This window comes from Microvirga pakistanensis, from assembly GCF_004458765.1.
Lineage (GTDB): Bacteria > Pseudomonadota > Alphaproteobacteria > Rhizobiales > Beijerinckiaceae > Microvirga > Microvirga pakistanensis.
On the sequence record NZ_SPJX01000187.1, the window covers coordinates 386,859 to 404,402 of the forward strand.

At 60.4% G+C, this 17,544-nt stretch carries 14 protein-coding genes; 1 reads left to right on the forward strand and 13 read right to left on the reverse strand.

Translation table 11 applies throughout. The annotated features are described in order from the left end of the window. Positions 1–95: 95 nt before the first annotated feature. The 12 genes from E4K09_RS13555 to E4K09_RS31050 all read right to left on the reverse strand — a co-directional run bounded on the left by E4K09_RS13555 (position 96) and on the right by E4K09_RS31050 (position 14,437). Positions 96–1,334: a GNAT family N-acetyltransferase gene (locus E4K09_RS13555; RefSeq protein ID WP_134497820.1), complete on the reverse strand. Its 1,239-nt coding sequence runs from the start codon at positions 1,332–1,334 to the stop codon at positions 96–98. Further along, entirely contained in the window at positions 1,331–2,482 is a 1,152-nt protein-coding gene (locus E4K09_RS13560; protein ID WP_166802302.1) for a DegT/DnrJ/EryC1/StrS family aminotransferase, read from the reverse strand. Before E4K09_RS13560 ends, E4K09_RS13555 begins: the two co-directional genes overlap by 4 nt. Positions 2,483–2,493: 11 nt before the next feature. Then, positions 2,494–3,987, reverse strand: a complete 1,494-nt coding sequence (locus E4K09_RS13565; protein WP_134497822.1) for a lipopolysaccharide biosynthesis protein — start codon at positions 3,985–3,987, stop codon at positions 2,494–2,496. Continuing rightward, positions 3,987–5,105, reverse strand: a complete 1,119-nt coding sequence (locus tag E4K09_RS13570) for a GNAT family N-acetyltransferase (RefSeq protein WP_134497824.1) — start codon at positions 5,103–5,105, stop codon at positions 3,987–3,989. The genes E4K09_RS13565 and E4K09_RS13570 overlap by 1 nt, the downstream gene beginning before the upstream one ends. Further along, the gene (locus E4K09_RS13575) at positions 5,102–6,232 is read right to left on the reverse strand and encodes a GNAT family N-acetyltransferase (RefSeq protein WP_134497826.1); all 1,131 of its coding nucleotides are present in this window, start codon (positions 6,230–6,232) and stop codon (positions 5,102–5,104) included. Before E4K09_RS13575 ends, E4K09_RS13570 begins: the two co-directional genes overlap by 4 nt. Next, positions 6,232–7,350: a glycosyltransferase gene (locus E4K09_RS13580; RefSeq protein ID WP_134497828.1), complete on the reverse strand. Its 1,119-nt coding sequence runs from the start codon at positions 7,348–7,350 to the stop codon at positions 6,232–6,234. Before E4K09_RS13580 ends, E4K09_RS13575 begins: the two co-directional genes overlap by 1 nt. Continuing rightward, the gene (locus E4K09_RS13585) at positions 7,347–8,621 is read right to left on the reverse strand and encodes a GumC family protein (RefSeq protein WP_166802303.1); all 1,275 of its coding nucleotides are present in this window, start codon (positions 8,619–8,621) and stop codon (positions 7,347–7,349) included. Before E4K09_RS13585 ends, E4K09_RS13580 begins: the two co-directional genes overlap by 4 nt. Continuing rightward, the gene (locus E4K09_RS29055; protein WP_166802304.1) at positions 8,618–9,247 is read right to left on the reverse strand and encodes a CpsD/CapB family tyrosine-protein kinase; all 630 of its coding nucleotides are present in this window, start codon (positions 9,245–9,247) and stop codon (positions 8,618–8,620) included. The genes E4K09_RS13585 and E4K09_RS29055 overlap by 4 nt, the downstream gene beginning before the upstream one ends. A 9-nt stretch (positions 9,248–9,256) precedes the next feature. Beyond that, positions 9,257–10,537 (reverse strand): polysaccharide biosynthesis/export family protein, encoded by a 1,281-nt coding sequence (locus E4K09_RS13590; RefSeq protein ID WP_166802305.1) that lies wholly within the window; start codon positions 10,535–10,537, stop codon positions 9,257–9,259. 1 nt (position 10,538) lies between these two features. After that, entirely contained in the window at positions 10,539–12,776 is a 2,238-nt protein-coding gene (locus tag E4K09_RS13595; protein ID WP_166802306.1) for a glycosyltransferase, read from the reverse strand. Positions 12,777–12,780: 4 nt separating this feature from the next. Continuing rightward, a complete protein-coding gene (locus E4K09_RS13600; protein WP_166802307.1) occupies positions 12,781–13,617 on the reverse strand; it encodes a polysaccharide deacetylase family protein in 837 nt (278 codons plus the stop codon). Between the two features lie 277 nt (positions 13,618–13,894). Next, entirely contained in the window at positions 13,895–14,437 is a 543-nt protein-coding gene (locus E4K09_RS31050; protein WP_134497837.1) for a helix-turn-helix domain-containing protein, read from the reverse strand. A gap of 869 nt (positions 14,438–15,306) precedes the next feature. Here E4K09_RS31050 and E4K09_RS13610 point away from each other — a divergent pair. Then, a complete protein-coding gene (locus E4K09_RS13610; RefSeq protein ID WP_134497839.1) occupies positions 15,307–16,137 on the forward strand; it encodes a heparin lyase I family protein in 831 nt (276 codons plus the stop codon). 10 nt (positions 16,138–16,147) lie between these two features. On the opposite strand, the gene E4K09_RS13615 is transcribed toward E4K09_RS13610, so the two are convergent. Next, positions 16,148–17,290, reverse strand: a complete 1,143-nt coding sequence (locus E4K09_RS13615) for a glycosyltransferase family 4 protein (RefSeq protein WP_134497841.1) — start codon at positions 17,288–17,290, stop codon at positions 16,148–16,150. Between the last annotated feature and the right edge of the window lie 254 nt (positions 17,291–17,544).

Consider the following 17,544-nt stretch of genomic DNA (forward strand, 5'->3'; position numbering starts at 1 on the left):
GGGAGAGTCGACGCGCTCTACATGCAATCCCCTTGCATGATCGAATGGTATATCCTCTTGGATGTCCAAGATCGAGGAAGGTGGATCCAGGAAGGTCATGAGGGTGTCCTTGCTTGCTCTACCGGGGCGTTGCCGCGGGGGGAGACCAGGCGACTCAGGGCAACGGCGCTGTTGTCGACAGCCCGCAGCATTTGCGAGTATGGACGCGAATTGAAAAAAATCGTCCGTGTATAAGTATGATGATCTTTTGCCCACTTCGCGTAGTTGCGGGTGTAACCGTTGAAGTCGATCCGCTTCATCCCGCGCGAGATGCAGCTCTCGACGAGGTTCTGGAACAGCGGCGCGGCGGTGACCGGCTTGCCAAGTTTTTCGCTACGATAGAGCGTCAGACCAAGTGATGTGCCGCCTCGCTCCAGATTGAACAAGCCGGCTGCATCGGTGTCGCCGAAGCTCAGGATCAAGAGATTCGCGTCATCGTCCGCTGAGAAACGCGTGGCGGCTTCGCGAAAAAAGCTCCGCGCTCTGTCATCGAGCGCGAGATGGAGGCGCCGTTCCTTTTCGTCGGACACTTTCCAGCTCTGTTCTTCGAGTGCAAACAGGCGGTTGAGGTTGGCGACCACGTCGGGCCCACGGAAGTTGGAAACCTTCATGGGACCAAGATGGGCAAAATCCTGTTCGATCTTCTTCACGTCGCGCCTCAAGTTTTCGCGGAAGCTGCGAGAGCGACTTTTTAGGAATTCCGGCCATGTCGGTGGAAGATCCGCATAGAGCATGTCACGCATGCTGCGCCGGGTCCCAAGCGACAGGCCCACGCTGTCGATCGTGGCTCCCAGCATCGCATCTTCATGCGTCCAGGACCGCAGCCCGGGAAGCGTCGCGACGTCCCAGGAGCCCGACGTCGTTTGCGCATAGCCGGCCAGTGCGGCATACAGGCTTCTCTCCGGTTGCGGAAAGATGAACTGTCCTCGGGCGTTCCCGGAGATGATGTTGATCGGGAATGTCAGTCGCCGAACAGGAACGACTCGCTGCCAGCGGAGTGAAGGCAGATGGCGGTAGTCGTCGGGGCAGGATACATAGGCATCCCGAAACGGGTACGCCTCGAGCCCCTTGGTGATGGCCAGGGGCACAATTCCCACGGGCGTGGATCCGGTCGAAAGAACCAGGGTATGTTGAGCCTTGCCGGCACCGAAATGGCGCCACCATGCGAGTACCCAGCGATGATCCATCAGGACATGAGAGTACTCGCACCCGTCGTGCAGCTCCTTCCAGAGGGGGCCGACGGCTTCCAGTTCGTCCAGGTCCGCGATCCGGCGGATGGTCGTGCCCTGAGTCATGTCCGGCTCCAGCGCTTCACCACGTGCACGAGGCGGTCGATGTCTCCGTCCTGAAGGGATTGGTGCACCGGAAGGCCGAGCATGTTCTCCTTCCAGATGCGCTCTCGGGGAAAGCGCTCCCAGGGAACGGCAGGGTGGAGCAGCGGCCACATATGCTTTGCCGCAACGGATTCATTCGCCAGAGCCCGGCGCAGGGTTGCGATCTCCTCGACGAGCACCGGAAAGAACAGCGGACATGCGTCGGGATGCAGACGCGACTTCATGGGCTTGAGGCCTCGCACATCCGACAGCGCAGCCTCAAGCATCTGGTAGTGACGACGGCGGCTCGCCCTGACGGCCTCATGATCGGACGCTCGAAAGAGACGCAAGGAGCGGCTCGACATTCCGAGATCCGAGTGATCGGCAGTAAACGGCTGGAGGTCCCATTGAATGTCGTCGGCGGCTTCGAGTTTTGCTTGGGCCGGATTCCTGCGGCCTGCCTTCATGCGTCTGCGCAGATCCTCTGCCGCCCTGACGAAGGCCAAGGGATGGGTGCGCAGCGTCAAGGACACGAGCTTTCGCGTCGAGCGCTGCACGATGTCCGGTGACGGGGGCTTCGCGACGGTTCGAACCTGTCCGGTTTTCAGATACAAGGCACCTCCATCCGGAAGAGCTATCGTCTTCCTCAAGCTGAACACGGCCGCCTCGCTGGTCATGCCGATGGGCTTGCCGTCCTGCGTGGCATAGAGAGCGTGAGCGCAATCCTCGATGAGCGGGATGCCCCGTTGCCGGGTGATCTCCTTCGCGGGCCTCAGGTCTGCCGGGAAGCCGAGGTAATGGGTCACCATCGCTGCCGACGCATGCTCCGTCGCCTGCGCGAAGGAGACCGGATCAGGGGAAAGATCGTCTCCAATGGCGAAGAAGGAGAGCTTGAGCCCCGCCGCGAGAAACGGGTCGAGCTCCGACCCACAGCAGAAGGCCGGAACGGCGATCGTCTGGCCGGGGCGCAGCCCCAGCGCGTGAGCCGCTTGCCACAGGGCCACACGGGCCGAATTCCAGAACGTGACGTTCGGGCCGTCGAAGGGGCGGGGAAGGGGCCCCATCCCCCGGGCGAGCAGGGCTGCTACGCTGGGTCCGGGCATGGACGAGACAGGTCGGACCTGGGTCATGGCTCTCTCCTCTAGATTTCCCGCTCGATGCGCCGTCCTGCCCACGGCCATCGGGACGGGAGAGCAGGCCAGTCCCAAGGGGATCTTTCGGTCCAGCGCAACAGGACAAGAGCGGCGGTTGCAAAACCCGCGAGGATCGCGAGCTTGATCGTCAGGCCCTCGACGAGACCGGTGTCCGCCGTCGACAGGGAGGCACAGGTCACGCTTGCGGCAGCGATGCCCACGACTGCGACAAGGCCGTGCCAAGGGAAAAGACGCACGAGGCCGCTGTGCCGGTCGGCCCAGACCAACGTGAGACCGGTGCGCACGAGCATGACGCCTGCGCACACGGCCGCGACCCCGACGATCCCGGCGTTCAAGGCTACGATCCAGTAGATCGGGGCTCCGATGAGCAGGCTCACGAGGGAAATCGCGATGAGAGGAGAGGTTTTCTTGGCGTGATGCAGGCCGACTTCCCCGAAGCTCCGAAGGGCCGCGAGCACCTGCACGCATGCGAGCCAAGGGAGAACCGAAGCTGCTGGCGCATAGGCGTCTGCGGCGATGATCCGGATCACCTCGTCCCTGAAGACACTGAGCGCGACGCCGATGCCAACGAGAACGATCATGAACCGGAAGAAGATCTGCGGAAGCTCCCGGCTTCCATCCCCGGCTTGCAGGACCTCGAGCTGTCGAACACCCCAGATCTGCATGAAGGGCGCCGTCACGAACAGATTGAGCAGGCTTGTGACCCGCAGGCCCAGCCCGTAATGGCCGAGCGCCGCTGGTCCCTGCAGGGAACCGATGACGTAGCGATCGAGGGAAGACTGGATCGTGTCGAGCATGATCGTCGGCACCAGAGGGCTGCCAAATTTCAGCAGATCGACGAGGATCGGCCGGGATAGGGACATCGATGTCGTACGGTACATGTCGATCAGGATGATCAGGGAGACGACCGTGCTTCCGACCAGCGTCGCCAGGACGATCCCGAAAACGCCTTCACCCAGAAGGACGACGAGCCATAGGCTGAGACCCGTGAGCAGGACGGCCTTCACCAGCGAGACGAAGAGATAAAACCCCGATCTCTTGAGCACGATGATGTAGTTGAGCTGGAGGTTGAAGAGGGTCGACGGGATCAGGCCCCATATCGCCCAGGCAAAGACCCATGCTTCATTCTCAAGGCCGAAGAGATGCTTGCTCGCGATCAGGGATGCGGGATAAGCGAGGATCGCAATCAGGAGGGACATTCCCGCATAGGCCGCGAGAGCCGTCCCGAGAACGGCGCCTTGCCCGGCCTCGTCCTGCTGTTCGACATGCAGGCGAACGAGCGCCCGCCCCAGGCCCATTCCAAGAACGACGGACAGGATATCCGTGACGAGAACGATACTTGCGTAAAGGCCGAATTCGACCGGGGTCAGAACATGGGTGTAGACCGGAAGGAGTATGAGGCCGGCGCCTCGATTGACGAGGTTGGCGAGCCCATAGATCCGGCCGTGACGCAGGATGGTTTTGGATTCGGCCTGGGCCATCACACCGCCTCCACGCGCTTCATCAACCGCTTGGCCGCGGGTCTCCCCTTTGCGATCGCCAGACGCAGGAAATTGCCCCAGATGCCTCTTGCAAAAAGCCAGACCTCGTCGTGCTCGATGCTGCTGTCCGTCCAGTCGTGCAGGATGTTCGGCCTTTGAAGAGAGCCGCGGGAGGCATCGAACGTCCTGATCCCGGCTTCATGGGCCGTGTCGATTGCCTCACCCAGCAGAACTCTGCCGACGCTTAAAGCGGCAAGATCTTCCGGATAGGCGAAGTTGTAGTCCAGGAAGGTTTGCCCGACCAGGAACCCGAGACGATAGCTCACCACGTCGCCGTCGAGCCTCAGCAGCGTGATCTCCACGCGTCGGTCGGCAGCGAGGGCCCGGGTGACGTCCTCGAAGAAAGCACGCCGTTCGGGAGTGGAGAATATCCCCGTTCCAGCCGCCCCCTTCCAGCTTCTGCCCTCGATCGATGCCGCGAGGTCGATCAGCCCCGGAACGTCCTCCGGTGCCGGCCGCAACCGTTCGAATGTCACGGAACCCATGTTCCGCAGCTTGCGGCGAGAGCGGTCCAGGCGCGACTTGAGGCCCTTGGAGAAGGACCTGCCGGCCCGCGCCTGATCCGGGATCTCGACGATGGGGGCACGGCCGCAGAGGCGAACGAGCGAGTGACTGCGCAGCGAGGCATCCTGGAAGAATGCCCGGTACCCTGCGGTTGCCGGCAGCTCGCTCAGGATGGTCACATCGGATTGTGTGAACCCGGGCTTCAGCAAAGCTTCGACAAGAGCCTTCAGGGCGCCGGGTTCCGAGTCCGAGACGGGAAGCCCGATCCGGTCGCTCAGCGGATATCCGAGGGGCCGCAATGTTCGTGCCGGCAAGCCCCAAAGGAATTCACGGCCCCACGTCATCGGCAGGCAAGCCACGAGCTCGCGGTCGCGGCGGACCGTGATGATTCTTGTCTCCCGCCCCGAGAGAACGTCATGAGCGGCCGCCGCCCGAATCCAGCTCCAGTCGTTGAACAAGGTCGTGGCGGCGCAACGGGACAGAAGGTTCTGATACTCGTCTTGGAGAATATCGAGCGCCGCCGCGCCATGATGCCACCCAGCTTCCAGCTTCATGTCGCCGCCTCCTTGATGTCCACGGGCAGGCGGGGCGCTTTTCCGGCAAAGTGCTTCTTGAGCTGGTAGGCATGCATGAAGAGATTGGGCAGCGGACCGCACCGGAAGGCGTAGTATTGCCGCATCGTCCGGATCTCCGTCGCCCAGTCGAGCTTGTAATCACCACGACCGATGATGCAGTCGAGATCCACTGTTTCGATCTCGGGGTGCTCCATGGCCATCTGGAGCAGGGAGCAGATGACCGCCTGCCCAGGGCCGAGCTTCGCATGGTCAGGATCGAACGATGTCTTGAGCGCGTGGAGGATCCCGTTCTGGCGGATCCCGAAGATGAAGGCGACCGGCCGGTCTGCTTGAAAGTGACAGGCCGCATGCAGAATGCCTCGTGCTGCGGCGTCCCGCATGACGCCCTGCCAGAACTGCCAATGCGGTGCCGTCGACACCACGGACGTGCCTTCGTCGAAGCTCCAGCTTCGACGGCCGACATGCTCCACCGCTGCAAGGAGCTCGTCGACAGAGGCGAGGTCGCCGGGAAACACGCGGGTGGTCAATCCCTCCGAAGCAAGACGGCGGCGGTGCTGCTTTCTGATCGTTCGCGAGCGGGTCGCGAAGTAAGAGTCCCAGTTTCCCCTTGCCGCGACCAGAGGCAGCAAATAGCTGCTTCTCTCATGGGCTCGGACGCCGCCCGCGAGAGCCGGAAGGCTCGACAGCAATGGATCTCCATCCGTCAAGAGACCGGGGTCGAACCACCGCCAGCGCAGCCTGCGCAGGTCATCCAGCATGGCCGAAACAGCCTGCGCGTGGCGCCGGACCAGGACGATCTGCGAGCGCTTGAAAACCGGTTGGCCGGCGAGCCGCAGAACCGGAGTGCTCATGAAGCCGACTCGCTGGGTCGCAGGCGTCCAGGCTGCGCATCCGACGATGCCCGCGCCGTCGCGCATGATCTGAAACGCGATCGGCCGGCCGGCTCCAATCGTGGTCAGCCATCGCCTGATCCAGAAGTGACGCGCCTGAACGCTGGCGAAGGGCGCTTGGTGTACAGCGGCATCCCATTCCGTCGCGCACCTGTCGAAGGCCTCCAGGCTCGTGACGGCCTCAACCTTGATCGGGTCATGGAGATGAGGCTTCATCAGGAAACTCTCAGGGCGCGGAGCATCTTCCCCACCATTCCCGGCGCGGCGCCGTCAGGAGCCAGGACAGAGACCCGTTCAGCCGGGAGTTCGCGCATGTAGAGGCGGTAGAGTTCGCGGAAGCGCGGCTTCGTGATCCACTCCATCCAGCCCAGTAAGTGCCCGAGCAACGAGCCGATGTCGCGCGTCACGAGGATCAGGCAGGACATCGGAACATAACGGAGCTTCTTCAGGCCGCCGTCCACGAGAAGAACCTTTCTCACCCCGGCGCGCCAAACATAGGCCAGGAAGAGGAGGCTTGCGAGAATCGGGAAGAGATAGCTGACGAAACCGAGGAGCAGGAGGGCTGCGAGGGAACCGTAGACGAGCATCAGTCGTGCCACATGCCGCGATATGAACCGCATCTGGCCATTGCCGCGTCCGTAAAAGAACACCTGGCGGAAAAGGTCTCCTATGTTGCTGCGGACGTGGTGCCGAAGTCTCGCATCGGGGGCGATGACGCTCTTGCCGCCAAGGGCGTAAACCTTGCGGCTGAAGAGCTTGTCCTGACCTTTCGCGAGCCATTCAGGCTGTCCGCCGGCTGCCAGCCACATGCGCCGCGTGACCGCCGTGCAAAGACCGCCTGGGAGGATGACCTGCGGCAGAAGGCGCCGAACTTCATCCAGGCTCAAGCGATCCAGGATGTAATTCTCGAAGTAGTGAATGGCCGCGACGCAGTGCTCGAAGTCATTCGTCACGTTCATCTGGAAGAGGCCGCTGACGAGCTCGATCTGCTCGTCCTCCTCGAAAGGCCGCACAATTGCTTCGATGTAGCCGGGTTCGATGATGTTGCCGAAGTCGTCGAGAACGAGAATATCGCAGGTTGTCGCGCGAACGGCGGCATTCCGCCCCCCGCCCGCCCAGAGGGCAGGGTTCGGAATGATATGAATCGGAACGCCGCGACCCTCGTATTCCTTGATCAGCTCGGGCGTTCCGTCTGTCGAGAGACCGTCCGCAATGACGATCTCGTCCGGCAGACGCGTCGATGCGAAGATGGCATCCATGGTCGGACGAACTGCGGCGGCATCGTTGCGGACGGGCATTACCAGAGCGACACGCTTCCGGGTGGAGTTGGTCATTCGTTCCTCCGTATATCGCTCGCAACGTAGATGGACTGGACCCTTGTGGCCGGGAGGCGTTCGAGCCAGCCCAGAACCGGGACGCCGAGGGCGCTCTCCACATTCTCCGGCCCCGTCGGATGGTCGTCGAAGTAGTCGCGGAGCAGGCCGACGCCGAGCGCAACGAACAAGCTGGCGATCAGCGCCCCTAGAATGAGAAACAGCCGCGCGATCCAGGGTTGGGGCGGCACGACCGCATGCTCCACCTGACGGACGTTCACCACATCCTGGTCAGCCTGCTCGTTGATTGCGGCTTCGCTATACTTGTTCGAATAGTCGATGAATGTCTTGCGGCGGGTTTCGAGCTGCAGCTCCATGTCCGCAAGCGTCGATTCGTCCCGTTCGAGCCGCTGGAGCTTGGATTCGGTCTCCTGCACGCGCGCCTCGACGGCCGCTATGGTGTCTCTCAGGACGACGACTTCCGGGTGTTGAGCGTCATAGCGCCGCGCCAGACGATTGAGATCGTTCGTCGATGTGAGGAGTTGACCCCGGAGCGTGCTCAGCTCCCGGGCGTATTCGTCTCGGGATGCAGTGATGGCATACAAGGACGCGTTCTTCTTGAAGTCGATGATCCTCTGCCGCGCGCTGTGATACTCTTTTTCCGCGTTCGCCTTCTGATCACGGTAGAATTCTGCGAGACCACGCGTCGAATAGATCCTGAGATGCTGCTTGATATACTGGTTCGTGATCTCGTTGACGAGATCAGCCGCGAGTTGAGGATCGTCGTGAGATACCGAGATCGTCAGGATATTCGAGTTGACGACTGGGTTGACCGATACCCAGCGCATGAGCGACTCGATCCAGCGATCCCTTGGATTGATCTCAGGCACGAGCCTGAGTGCCACGAGCACATCGTTCACTCCCGACATGATACGGGCAAAAGGCGTATCGGAAGGGGGCCTCTCGGGCAGCCGGAGGGAATCGACGGCCGCCGCAATGACACTGCGGGAACTCGCGATCCCACGTGCCGTGTTCATGACTTCGTTCATCTCCAAGCCGGGCGAGTAGTCGGTTCGCATGATCGGAGACCGTGTACGCTCGACAAGAAGGCTCGATTTTGCCGTATAGGTCTGAGGGACCAAATAGAGCAGCACCGTTGCGGCAGCGAAGAGCGCAATGAAAACACCAAGGATCACGTATCTGCGCCGGAAGAGAAACATCCAGGCTTTTGATTGGGCCGGAGTACCTCCGTCCAGAACGACCGGCGCAACTGACGTCCAGTGGGTGTTCATAGGCGGTCTCCCGCGAGGAAAGCAGGCGTCGAGAAGGTGCGTCGGTTGAGGATCACGCCGGAAACTGGAAGGCGTAAGACGTCGAGCTCCTTTCGGGAGCGCACAAGGGCGTCGACGGTCGTAAGAGACATGTCCACGACCACGTACATGTGATCGATGCCTCCGCTCCATGACGGGGACAGCTGCTTTTGTAATGAACCCAGATCAATAAGGATCAGATCGTACCGTTGCACCAGCAGGTCCTTCAGGGCCGCCCAGTGATTCTCCCAGGACGGAGCGGACAACTGGTCAGGGTGTAGCATCAAAAGATCGAAGTTTCTTTCTGGAGCCGAGGTGATCCAGTCACGGACATTGACGTAATGCGGGTGCAGCAGCTCAGCGACTTTGAGCGGTCGGGGCTCGACCTTGATCAGCTCGGCGACAGGTAAACCGGCGCTGGCGTCGATAAGAAGAACGCGCAGTGCTTCGCCTAGAATACGGGCCAAGCCGATCGAGATGGTTGACACCCCTTCATGCGGAAGTGTCGACATCAGTCCCAGGACGACACCGTCCGGGCCAGGCTGAACCGTGGCGAGAATGTCACGGCACGCCCGGCGTAGAGACAGTGGAATGGTTGAGCGGGACATGATCTCTTCCTAATCCTGCAACGCCGGCAGGCTGCCGACTCTCGTGGGGGGAGCTTGAAGGTTGTTCGGAGCGGCGCCGACCCCTGTGGGTAGGGCGCCGACTTCGCGAGTGATGATGAGAACATCGCCGGGCCGTACGGGATCGTTGCCGTTGACTGGCACCGGTTCCGGAGATGTCTCCCGGACGAGCTTGAAGCTGCGAACGATCTCGGTTTGAGGCGTCGAGGGACTCGGAAGCGCATATCCGTGGTTGTTCAGGAACTCCGTGGCATCCGCTATCCGGCGGCTGAGATTGGCCAAGTCCGCTTCGACGCTGATCATTTGCTCGGCCAGTGTAATCCGGCGCTCTTCGGAGCTACGCTTGATCTCCAGCTCGATATTGATTCGTGTCTGGTTCGCCTGTGCGATCAAAGCGATGGTGTTGTTCAATCGCAGGTCCGTGTCGGACGACATGCGCTCCAGATCCAGCACTCTGCTGCTCGCCGTGAGACCCCGCTCTTTGAGATCCTTGATGTTCCTGAGGTCGACATCGATGATCTCCCGTAGTTTCCGTGTCGCGACGAGCTGCTCCTCCAGAGCCACTTTGCTCTTCTCCACTTCCTTCTGTTGTGAAAGGCGAAGCTGCCTTCGTTGAGCTTCCTCATCAGCGCGGGATCGCAGCAAGTGGAGTTCCGCAGCTTTGATCTGTTCGAGCCGCTCCTTGCCGACCATCGGTTCCAGCTCCGAGAGGGGAGGGAGATCCTTCGCACCATCACGCTCAGCGATCAGCCTTGCCCGCTTGACGGATTGAGCTGCGAAGCTCTGCTGCGCGGACGCTAGTTCCTGGCGCTGTCTTTCGGCATCTCGGGAGATGGCGCTTCCATCCGCTACGCTTGCGAGGAGAGGATACCCTCCGGCGATCGCCACGAGCTGGGTCACAGTCAGCCCCGGAATGTACTCCTGGCGTCCAGGATTCCTGACATCGCCCATGACGAAGACCGGTCCATATCTGACGATCTCCATCGTGACATCTGGGTTCGCATAATGCCGGGCGGCCAGGGCATTCATGGCCGCCTCGCGCAGCTCTGCCGTTGTCCGTCCGGATGTCTTCAGTTCTCCAATCCCAGGGATCGATATGCTCCCGGCCGCGCTGACCCTGAACGATCCCGACATCTCCGGTTCCTTGAAGACGATGATGCGGACCTCGTCCCCGGGCCTGAGTTCATATTCGTAGTCGGCGGCTGACGCGGTTGCGGCCGTGAGAGTGCATGAACCGATAATGCCTAGGCCAAATAAGAGAGCTCTGATCATGTCAAACCTTCGCACTAGGGTTAAGGTCATGTGGCATCATCTCCGGTGGGGCCGCATGTGTATCGGCCGCAGTCAAGGGACCAATGACGCTTGAGTAGCAGGCAAGCAGATTTGGAACCTGGTGTTTCCATGCGAGCGTTTCATTGAGACGTTTCTGGCCGGCGGCGCCCATGCGGCGCATGCGCTCGGGATCACTGAGCAGCTCAAGGATCTTTTCGGCGAAATCGATCGGGTCGTCCGCTGCGGCATAAAGAGCCGCGTCCATTGCCGTGAAGCGCCCCTCCGCCAGGTCGACTTGAACGATCGCTTTGCCGAGCGCCATGTATTCAACGATCTTGTTCATGGACGAAAGATTGTTAAAGGACGTGGCGATATCTGCATTTACGCAGATGTCGCACGAGGACAGAATGCGAATGAGGTCCGCGTCCGGAACTCGGCCGGTGAATTCAACCCATTCCGAGATCCCGAGCGATCTTGCTTCGCTTTCGAGACTTGCCCTTTCAGGTCCGTCGCCAATGAGGACGAAGCGAATATCGCGGCGCCCCCTCCCGTTAACGATTTCGCTGACGGCCGCCAGCAGATTGGACAAGCCTTCCTGAGAACCCATTACGCCCACGTAACCGACCAGGAAGCGGGCGCCGGATCTCAGGGTTTCATCGGCTTCGACCGACTGCCACTTCTGCTGGTCCGGAGCGCTGCGGACCACATAGACCCGTTCCGGCCTCATTCCTCCACGCCGGATGGCGATGTCCCGATAGGAACCGTTCGTTGCGATCGAGGCGTCGGCAAGGCGAAACGTCGCGCGCTCGAGAATGCGGAGAATCTTTTGGGCAATCGCTGCCTTGCGTCCGCTCCCGAACTTTGCTTCCCCGAGCTCAGGGCCGAGATCGTGGTGGTCGAAGATGAACCGGACGCCCAGGAGCTTGAAGGGAGCGGCGGTGAGAAAAATCAAATCCGGCGGGTTGCAGGCGTGAATGACATCGAAGCCGCGCGTGACGTAAATTCGAATCGCCAGCACGAACTGCCAGAACAAGGCGAGGCCGTATTCGATCGGATAACCCCAGGCCGTACGCGCTTCCGGCAGAGGATGGCGGAAGATTTCGATGCCGTCGATGACCTCACGCGACTTCTGGTAATTGCCCCTCTTCGGGCAGATGACGAAGACATTCAGGCCGCTGTCTTTCAGCGCATTTGCCTGCTGCCACACTCTTCGATCGAACGGAACCGGCAGGTTTTCCACGACGATGAGGACGCTCCGGCGACGGCGGCCGAGAGTCCGGTAGATGTCGATGACGCGTTTCGCGACCTGCTCCAGGGAAAGACTGAGCATCGCGTCGCGACTGCGGGCGGGGCGGTTGTCCGCGAGAACGGATCGGATCCCCTTCGCGATCGAGTCGGCTGTCGGATCGCAGATGCTGGTACCAGGAAGATCTACGAGGCGTTCGCGAACATCCCCGACATCGGTTGCAACGACCTTGAGGTTGCAGGCCAGTGCTTCCTTGACGGCATTCGGTGAGCCTTCCCAGAACGACGGAAGCACCATCAGATCGGCCGCGTTCATGAAAACAGGAATGCGCTCCTGAGGCACACCTGCGACGGTCAGGATCTCGATAGGCTTCGTGCCCGCACCTTCGTTGTTCAAACGATCGACGGCATCCCTCAAGGCCGAGAAGTTCTTGCGGACCCGGTCTGGCGCATAGGGGAAAAGGATGTAGAGCCGATCGGGCTCGAGGCCGAGAGACGACCGGCACGAGTCGCGATCCATCGGCTTGAAGAGGTCAAGATCCACCCCATTCGGAATGACCGTCGCTTCGGGGCGCGGCAACAGAGAGTTCATGGCCTCGGACTTGACGATCGAGGCATCCACGAAACGGGAAAGCTGCCGATGGATCCACGCCAGAACGAGGCTCTTCCGGCGCGGCTTCCCATCCGGTCCGGCATGCCCGTACAGGTCATCGCCGCAGAACGAGACGACGACAGGCAACGAAAATTGACAACGTGCGACGAGGCCCGACAATCCGTAATGGGCATGGATAAGGTCGTAGCCCCCCTGACGGATCATCCGTCGCATTCTCCAGATCGCCCGGAGGTATTCCCAGCGGCTGCGGTAGCCCTCGATCGCAAGGACATCGATCTCGACACCGGCATTTCTTATGCTTTCGACCTGGGAATAGACGAAGGACCCCCACCCCGGTCGGGACGGACTGGGGTACATGTTGGTGATCGCAAGGACACGCATCGTCTCAGGCTCCTCGCAGAAGTAGGGAGAAACGTGCTTCCTCGAGCTTGAAGACGAAATCCGAAAACCCGAGAGCATCATTTATTCCCTGTCGGGGAAGGTCGTGAGTCGAAGTCCCCACCAAGGCTACTCCGCGGCGAGAGGTTCCAGCTGAGCGGTATCCTGCTTCCCGCGCCAACCGTATTGCAGCGTCGTCGACGTTGGATGTCACGTGTCCATTCGGATATGCGAGGTGCTCGATAGGTGTATCAAGAGCTTGTTCGAGCTCTCTTTTCGACCGTGACAATTCCTCGCGCGCATCGTCTTCAGGCAGGCCTGCGAGCACCTTGTGGGTTGCCGTATGCGCACCAACCGTCATCCCGGAGTTCACCAGAGACCGCAGGTCACCGATATCCATCATGAAATCGCTAGGGGCGGACAGGGGCGGCATGTGCGAAAACACACAGCTTAGCGTGAGAAGGCGCTGCTGACGCGTGACACCGTGGGTGCAATCAACCTGGGCGGCGAGGGCGGCGTATATCTCCTCGCGATGTGCCACAGGAGGCTTGCTGTCGATCAATGTGGAATACGCTTTCCGCAGGATCTCCTCGGAGGCAGAGAATACGGCGCGATGCAGCCAGCCGGTCCAGAAGGCACTTTTGCCGAGAACTGCGTCAGACGTCACGAAGAACGTTGCCGGCAGGTTGTACCGAACGAGGATCGGGAGGGCCTCTGTTGCATTGTCCCGGTATCCATCGTCGAACGTGATCGCGACGGCCTTGGGCGGGAGGTTTCCTACCTCGAGGCGGCTAACCATGTCGTCTAAAGTCAGGACATTGTAGTGGCGCGACAGGAACTCCATCTGGCGCCTGAACATCTCCGGGTGAACGGAGATTGTGGGTGAGCGGTAGTCGCCCGATGAGCTGACCGAGTGATATCGCAGAATTGTCGCCCGCTTTCGCGTGCTCGGCCACGCTCGTGCCAAGCCGACGACACCAGAGCGAACCAGGACATTCTTGGCGGCCCGTGTAACGGCGCGAAGTGTGGCTTCATCGTTGCTGTTAGCTCGTGCGGAGATGATTGATCCGACGGGACTCGAATGGACGCCTCGGGTGAGTAGTGATGTCATAGGATTGGTTCTATCTGCGCGGTGCTGCTGTCGTGGTTTGGACCAAGAGCGAAGGCTCAGGATGTTCCATGGATGCCATCGGAGCAGGTTGTGATCCTCGGCTTGGCGCTTCATTCGACGGCAAAGCGTCTTCTGCACTGCAGTGTTTTTGGGCTCGGGCGTAGCGCCAGATGCGTGCCACCGTTGCAGGAGGTATACCGACCGCCGAAGCCATCTTCCGCACGGTCCATCGTCCTCCGTCGGGCGTGGAACTCGCGAGCTTGCTTTCGATCAGGACTGCGAGGGCATCCCACTCAAACCGACGCGGCTTGCCGGAGCGGGGCTGGTCTTTGAGGCCTGCAAGGCCTGACTGCAGGTAGCGATGGCGCCACTTGCCGACCGTGTGCATCGAGACTCCGAACTCGGACGCGACGGCGCTGTTCGTCTGTCCTGCTGCGCAGCGGAGCACGATGCGTGCGCGCAGGGCGGTGCCGCGGGTTTGGGGCGGGGAACGGGAGAGGGCGAGCAGGGCCTGACGCTCTTCATGGGAGAGCAGCAGCGTGGGAGAGCGCATCGAAGGTCCTCACGAAGAGCACCAGCGCCAGCCCTGGTTGGGATGGACGGGGTGCTTCGACAAGTTTTGGCCCGATGGCCCTGACGGGGTCAGGGGATGAATGCCGTAGAGTTCGATGCAACGCTGATTGGAGGGGCTGCCCTGCGTCAGCCTTGAGCAATACATAGATTAAATTATGCTTAACCTCAAGACAGAGGGGATTCTGTAAGGAAATTCCGGAACCTCTTGTTCGTGCTGACGTATTCTCAAACTCACATGCCGCCCGTTCATTAATTCCTGCCATAAGGCAGTTCCGGGCTTGTTCATCAGCCCTTAGCGAAGCGCGCAGGCATCAAATTCCACATGTTTTCAAAGGGCTGACGAGTTTGGCTCGAGCTCAATGCCGGCGCGCCTTTGTTCTTCGGCGCCCATGCGCGAGCCAAGCCTTCCGTCGATCAATCCGCCGCGTCGGCGACACGGATGCTCGCGCGAAAAAAGAACCCGCCACGAAGGGCGGGTTAACGGCAATAGTGAAGATGCATGTCGGGCAGATCAAGCACCTTCAAGAATCATGATATGCGTGAGCCGCTTCAAGGTCATATGCGATTTAGATGTACTCCTTAATTTGAAGAATTCTCCTCAAAGAGTGGCTCGCCTTAATGAACGGCTGAAAGTACAAGCGCCTGTTAATGTTCAACACGGGAACGTGCCCATCACATATGCATGTCTGATCGTGTGTTCATTCTACCGGGCGTGAATCTGCTCTCATATCAACAACCGCATCAAAACCAACTTGTGTGATGGGGGAGGTGAGTCGGGTGCGGCCCGGAAACAAGAAGCCCTGAAGGGTACTCGTGCCGTCTGCGCAATGTTCGTCTGGAGGTCTGCTGATGTTCGGTCGAGGCTCTCTGAAACAGCTTCTCTCCGCCCGTACTGCAAAATCATTCCTGATTGGTCTTTCGGTCATATCCTTCATGCATTGCCGACCAAGTCGTGCCGAGCCGCAGATCATTTTCGCCAACGGGTTCGACGTCCCGGCCTTCCCTGATTTATTTCAGAAAGATCTTTCCGGCTGGACCAACATCCAAAAAACATTCCCGCAGAACAAGGCCGAGATCGTATCGGAGCCGCGACGTGACGGAGCCGGAGCGCTGCGTCTTCATGCAGTACCGTCCAAGTCCGACGTATCGAAATGCGATATCGAGAAGGAGCTGCCAAGCATCAACCGCGGGCAGACGGTTCATATCTCAGCGTGGTTTCTGATCCCGCCCGGGCCTGAACTCAACAACCTGTTTCTGCTCGACATCGAGTGCAACCAATGTTGGCCGGAGCGCTCGCTCATTTCCGACAAAGGACCTGGTGTGCGGATTCGATTGACCGGGCCGTCCGGTAAGCCGTTCGTCGAACGTCGCAAGATCGGGCTTTCCGACATGCCCAACGAACTGGGAACAAGCGCGCCGTTGCCGCGCGGTCGTTGGTTCAAATTCGAGTGGCGATTGGTGCTGAGCCCGGATGAAAGTGGGCTGACGGAAATCTTCGTCGACGAAGAGCCCGTGTTCCGAGGCCGCGGCCCCAATCTTCCGGACCCTCAGATTTTCAGGCGATACGGAGTCGAACTGAGGCAAGTTCTTTACAATCGTCTTCAGGTCGGCATCACGGCAAACAGCTCGTCGAATCCGATAGAGCTTTTCGTCGACGATGTCTCTGTCGCGGTCAATTGAGTAGAACGACTCAGACGTGACGAGATGGCTTGTGGAGAACCTGCGTGTAAACGCTCAGGTAGCGATCGGCCATGGTCGCAGAGGAGTAATCCCTCATCACCTTGCTTCTTGCGGCCGAGCCAATCCGTTCAGCCTCGCCTGAATCGCCGGCGAGTTGGATGATGCGTGCTGCCAGGGCATCGATGTCGTCGAAGGGCACGAGGTATCCATCGGTCCCGTCCTCGACGACGTCGCGATGGCCTGGAACGTCGGAGACGACGACTGGCAGGCTCCAGCTCATCGCTTCGAGGACGGAAACCGGCAATCCCTCATAGGTCGACATCGAGACGAACATGTCTGCCCCGCTGAGGAAGGATCCGACATCGTCGATGGAACCGAGCAGGCTCACATGAGGGCCCAGATTCAGGCGTTCGGTTGCGGCGGCGAGTGCGTCTCGCTCAGGTCCATCACCCGCAATGGCAAGATGCGCGCCAGGCAAGATGCTCCGTATTCGGCCGAGGGCTTCGATCATCGTCACATGGCGCTTCAAGGGAACGAGCCGGCCGAGGGCAACGATGCGAGGGCCATTCCGAGCGTCGGATCGGGCTTGTCTGCCGAAGGAGGCGGCCGCAGCTCTGGACTGATCAGGGATCGCGATGCCGTTGTGAATGGTCACGAGTCTGTCTTCTGAGACTCGAAGATCATGGGAGAGGCGCTCGGTGACTGCCGCTGTGACACCTACATTCCTCATGGCGCGGCGTGTGGCCCAATGGGCGAGCGCATAGCGGAGGGCGCTTTTGACGCGTCCTTCCTTCGGCAGCAGGCGATTGCTGTGGTGCGTCACGATGAAGGGAATTCCCGTTCCCGACAGGGCTGCCGCAGCCAGAACGGCGCTGTCCGACATGTGCGCGTGCACAAGGTCGATCTGATGAGTTTCGACAATGCGGCGGAGCTTCAGCGCAGCCTGGACGCGGGGCGTGTTTCCGGCGTGGGGCCACTCCAGCACCTTCACTCCAGCCTTGCGCAAATCGCCCACATAAGTACCTCCGCCGCGCCATGGACAAACCGATGCCTCGACATGGATCGGATCGCTCGCCATTGCGAGCGTGGCGACCATGGATTGGGCGCCCTCGCGTTTAAGGTTATGGATCAGATGGAGTATACGCAGCGCCATGGAAGGGATTTACCGCGAAAAGGTCAGTGAAGACAGTTTGTTCCGGAAGTTCCTTACAGAATCCCCTCTGTCTTGAGGTTAAGCATAATTTAATCTATGTATTGCTCAAGGCTGACGCAGGGCAGCCCCTCCAATCAGCGTTGCATCGAACTCTACGGCATTCATCCCCTGACCCCGTCAGGGCCATCGGGCCAAAACTTGTCGAAGCACCCCGTCCATCCCAACCAGGGCTGGCGCTGGTGCTCTTCGTGAGG

Excerpts from the sequence above, each read along its gene's own strand:
- E4K09_RS13555 (WP_134497820.1), bottom strand. The coding sequence starts at position 1,334 with ATGACTCAGGGCACGACCATCCGCCGGATCGCGGACCTGGACGAACTG.
- E4K09_RS13560 (WP_166802302.1), bottom strand. The coding sequence starts at position 2,482 with ATGACCCAGGTCCGACCTGTCTCGTCCATGCCCGGACCCAGCGTAGCA.
- E4K09_RS13565 (WP_134497822.1), bottom strand. The coding sequence starts at position 3,987 with ATGGCCCAGGCCGAATCCAAAACCATCCTGCGTCACGGCCGGATCTAT.
- E4K09_RS13570 (WP_134497824.1), bottom strand. The coding sequence starts at position 5,105 with ATGAAGCTGGAAGCTGGGTGGCATCATGGCGCGGCGGCGCTCGATATT.
- E4K09_RS13575 (WP_134497826.1), bottom strand. The coding sequence starts at position 6,232 with ATGAAGCCTCATCTCCATGACCCGATCAAGGTTGAGGCCGTCACGAGC.
- E4K09_RS13580 (WP_134497828.1), bottom strand. The coding sequence starts at position 7,350 with ATGACCAACTCCACCCGGAAGCGTGTCGCTCTGGTAATGCCCGTCCGC.
- E4K09_RS13585 (WP_166802303.1), bottom strand. The coding sequence starts at position 8,621 with ATGAACACCCACTGGACGTCAGTTGCGCCGGTCGTTCTGGACGGAGGT.
- E4K09_RS29055 (WP_166802304.1), bottom strand. The coding sequence starts at position 9,247 with ATGTCCCGCTCAACCATTCCACTGTCTCTACGCCGGGCGTGCCGTGAC.
- E4K09_RS13590 (WP_166802305.1), bottom strand. The coding sequence starts at position 10,537 with ATGATCAGAGCTCTCTTATTTGGCCTAGGCATTATCGGTTCATGCACT.
- E4K09_RS13595 (WP_166802306.1), bottom strand. The coding sequence starts at position 12,776 with ATGCGTGTCCTTGCGATCACCAACATGTACCCCAGTCCGTCCCGACCG.
- E4K09_RS13600 (WP_166802307.1), bottom strand. The coding sequence starts at position 13,617 with ATGGAGTTCCTGTCGCGCCACTACAATGTCCTGACTTTAGACGACATG.
- E4K09_RS31050 (WP_134497837.1), bottom strand. The coding sequence starts at position 14,437 with ATGCGCTCTCCCACGCTGCTGCTCTCCCATGAAGAGCGTCAGGCCCTG.
- E4K09_RS13610 (WP_134497839.1), top strand. The coding sequence starts at position 15,307 with ATGTTCGGTCGAGGCTCTCTGAAACAGCTTCTCTCCGCCCGTACTGCA.
- E4K09_RS13615 (WP_134497841.1), bottom strand. The coding sequence starts at position 17,290 with ATGGCGCTGCGTATACTCCATCTGATCCATAACCTTAAACGCGAGGGC.